The 3,187-nt window shown below is 29.7% G+C and carries 3 protein-coding genes; 1 reads left to right on the top strand and 2 read right to left on the bottom strand.

All coding sequences use genetic code 11. The features are described from left to right. On the top strand, positions 1-1,006 hold a 1,006-nt coding region (locus ACJAX4_RS23110; protein ID WP_435791791.1), incomplete at its 5' end, for an ABC transporter ATP-binding protein. Between the two features lie 52 nt (positions 1,007-1,058). On the opposite strand, the gene ACJAX4_RS23105 is transcribed toward ACJAX4_RS23110, so the two are convergent. Next, positions 1,059-2,546 (bottom strand): sensor histidine kinase, encoded by a 1,488-nt coding sequence (locus tag ACJAX4_RS23105; protein ID WP_435791790.1) that lies wholly within the window; start codon positions 2,544-2,546, stop codon positions 1,059-1,061. After that, the coding region (locus ACJAX4_RS23100) for a response regulator transcription factor (protein ID WP_435791789.1) at positions 2,536-3,187 on the bottom strand (652 nt) is incomplete at its 5' end. The genes ACJAX4_RS23100 and ACJAX4_RS23105, both read right to left, overlap by 11 nt.

Raw genomic sequence — 3,187 nt, 5'->3', positions numbered from 1 at the left:
CAGCATATTAAGACCAGCGGCGGATATTTTTCAAAGTCTTGCAGTAGCAATTATAATATGGTATTCCATGAGTAAAATCGCAAACAATACCCTAGAGATAGGTGTTCTTTTCGCTTTTACAACTTATATAAAACAATTCTTTAATCCTATTTCTGATCTTGCAGATAACTACACTACTATTCAATCTGCCTTGGTTTCTGCAGAACGAATTTTCGAACTTTTAGATGAAGAAGATTCTTTAGAAGATTTAGATGAAGGCATGAGCATAGATTTGCAAGGTGATATAGAATTTAAAAATGTATGGTTTTCATATGATAACTCAGAATGGATATTAAAGAATATCAGCTTTAAAGTTAATAAGGGCGAGACTATTGCATTTATAGGAGAAACTGGGGCAGGGAAAACTACAATAATAAGTCTCATAAGTGGTTTTTATAAAATTCAAAAAGGTGAGATACTAATAGATGGAATTAATATTAATGATATTAAGAAGAAAGACTTAAGAAAGAGCATATCGGTTGTGCTTCAAGATGTGTTTTTATTTTCAGGAGATGTAAAGTCTAATGTAATATTAAATGATGATATTAGCGAAAACATATTAATGAAGTCCCTTAAAACTACATCTGCCTTTGACTTTGTAAATGATTTACCTGGAGGAATTCATGCAGTTGTTATGGAAAGAGGCTCTACCTTTTCAGCAGGTCAAAAACAACTAATATCATTTTCAAGAGCCCTTGCTCATTCCCCATCTATATTTATACTAGATGAAGCTACATCTAATATAGATTCGAAAACTGAAAAAATAATACAAAATGTCATTTTGGAAATGGCTCTAAACAGAACTACACTTATTATCGCACATAGATTATCAACTATAAGAAATGCTGATAAAATAGTGGTAATTAAGCATGGAGAAATTATAGAAATAGGTAATCATGATGAACTTATAATACTTGAGGGATATTATAACGATATGATTAAGGGCAATTTAAGTGTTACTAACTAAATAAAGGCAGTATGTAAAATGTTAAAATAAATCATTTTACATACTGCTTTTATTATTGTTTTGTCAAAACAAAATAGAATTCAACCCCATTTTCTGTGTTTTTTACTCCACAACTACCTCCATGAAGTAACATTATATTTTTGACTATGGAAAGACCTAGACCAGTCCCACCAAGCTTACGTGTCCTTGATTTATCAACTTTATAGAAGTTATCCCATATTTTCATAATTTCAGTTGCCTCAATTTCACTTCCGGTATTTTCTACGACAACACTAATGGCATCTTCTTTTTCTATCATTCTTACTGTTATATATCCATCATTATTAATATGTCTTATAGCATTTGTCATATAGTTAGTTAATACCTGTTCTATTCTGTTCCAATCTGCATTAACTTTTATGTTTTGTATTAAATTTAATTTAAGTGTTATATTTTTTTCATTTAATAAAGATGAAAATTTCCTAGTAAATGGTTTAATTAGTTCATGTAGAAAAAACTCTTCTTTAACCAGCTTGAAGTTTCCTGATTCTAGTTGAGATAAATTCAACATATCTGATACTAAATTATTCATTTTCTTAGATTCATCCATTATGACATCGATAAAATATTGTTTTTCTTCTCCTTCTAAGATATCATCATTTAATGCCTGTGTGTACCCTTCTATTAGAGTTATTGGTGTTTTAAGTTCATGAGAAACTGCTGCCACAAAGTCTTTTCTCATCTCTGTTAATTTCTTTTCTTTTTCAATATCTTTTTCTAACTTTGTATTAGCATCTTTAAGTGAGGTTAATGCCCCATCTAAATTTTCTGATAGAAGATTTAGTGAAGTAGCTAGAGCTCCTATTTCATCTTCACTTTTAACCGCACACTTTTCTGTAAAATCAAGATTAGCCATTTTAGAGGCAGTTTTAGTTATTTTTATAAGTGGCTTTGCAATCATATTTGAGTAAATGAATGAAAGAAGTAGAATAGTAATTATGGCACCTATGTAGAAATACAAGTAAAATTCCTTTATAACCTGAACTGCCTCATTTACCGGCTGCAGTGATGAAAAAACATAGATAGTCTCATCTTTATTTGCATCGTATAATATACCCGCTACGCTTACTACCATTTCACGGTTTCCACCAGTAATAAAAATCAATGGCTTTCCTTCTTTTCTGAATCTAGCAATTCCACCTGTTTTTTCTATTTCATCAGACATTATTTGAATCATTAGTCTGATTTTTATAGCGTCATTTCTTTCATCAAACGTTCTTGGTAGAGCTTTCAAATTTCCTGAACTATCACTTATAATTATCTTATAATTGTTTTTTTCTTCAAAAGAATTAATTAAGTTACCCTCATCCACATCGTTTTTGAGCAAAATATATTGATTTTTGAATTTAACAAGGTTATCTTTAACATTGTCTTTTTTCCACTTTATATAAAACTGCTCGAAAAATTCTGATTGTACTACTAAATTAGTAGTGATAAAAATTATAAAAACTATAGAAGTTATAGCAAAAAGCTTTCTTGTAATACTCTTTTTACTTTTCATTTTTCACCTCGAATTTATATCCAGCCCCTCTTATGGTTGCTATAAGGTAAGATTTTTCACCTAATTTCTCCCTTAATCTTTTTATAACAGTATCTACTGTCCTTAAGTCTCCATAATAATCAATTCCCCATACCGCATCCAATATTTTCTCTCTACTCAAGACAATTCTCTTATTAATCATAAAATAATTTAATAGTTCGAATTCCTTTGGAGATAAATTTATTTCGATGTTGTCCACAGTGACCTCATGGCTTAAGTTATCAACAACTAAACCATCAAAGTTATTTTCATCCTTTACAGAAGCTTCAATTATATGAGTCCTTCGTATAATTGCTTTCACTTTAGCTACTAATAATTTTGGGACAAAGGGCTTTGTAATATAATGATCTGTACCTAATTCAAAACCTAATAATTCATCATCTTCTTCAGATTTAGCTGTTAGCATTATAACCGGTATATCAGAGGTTTTTCTTATTTCCTTACATACATCCCACCCATCCATAATTGGCATCATTACATCTAAAATAACTAAATCTATTTTATTTTTATTAAATATAGTTACAGCCTCGCTACCATTTTCTGCTTGAATTACATTATATTGCTCTTTTTTTAAATATATAGACACTAGACTCCTAATTCTT

It is taken from the genome of Clostridium sp., from assembly GCF_051278035.1.
GTDB lineage: Bacteria > Bacillota > Clostridia > Clostridiales > Clostridiaceae > Clostridium_AD.
Note: the sequence above shows the minus strand (reverse complement) of the source record. Positions and strands in the feature narration are given on the sequence as shown.

Bases quoted from the DNA above. Each gene is read 5' to 3' on its own strand.
- ACJAX4_RS23105 (WP_435791790.1), bottom strand. From the start codon at position 2,546: ATGAAAAGTAAAAAGAGTATTACAAGAAAGCTTTTTGCTATAACTTCT.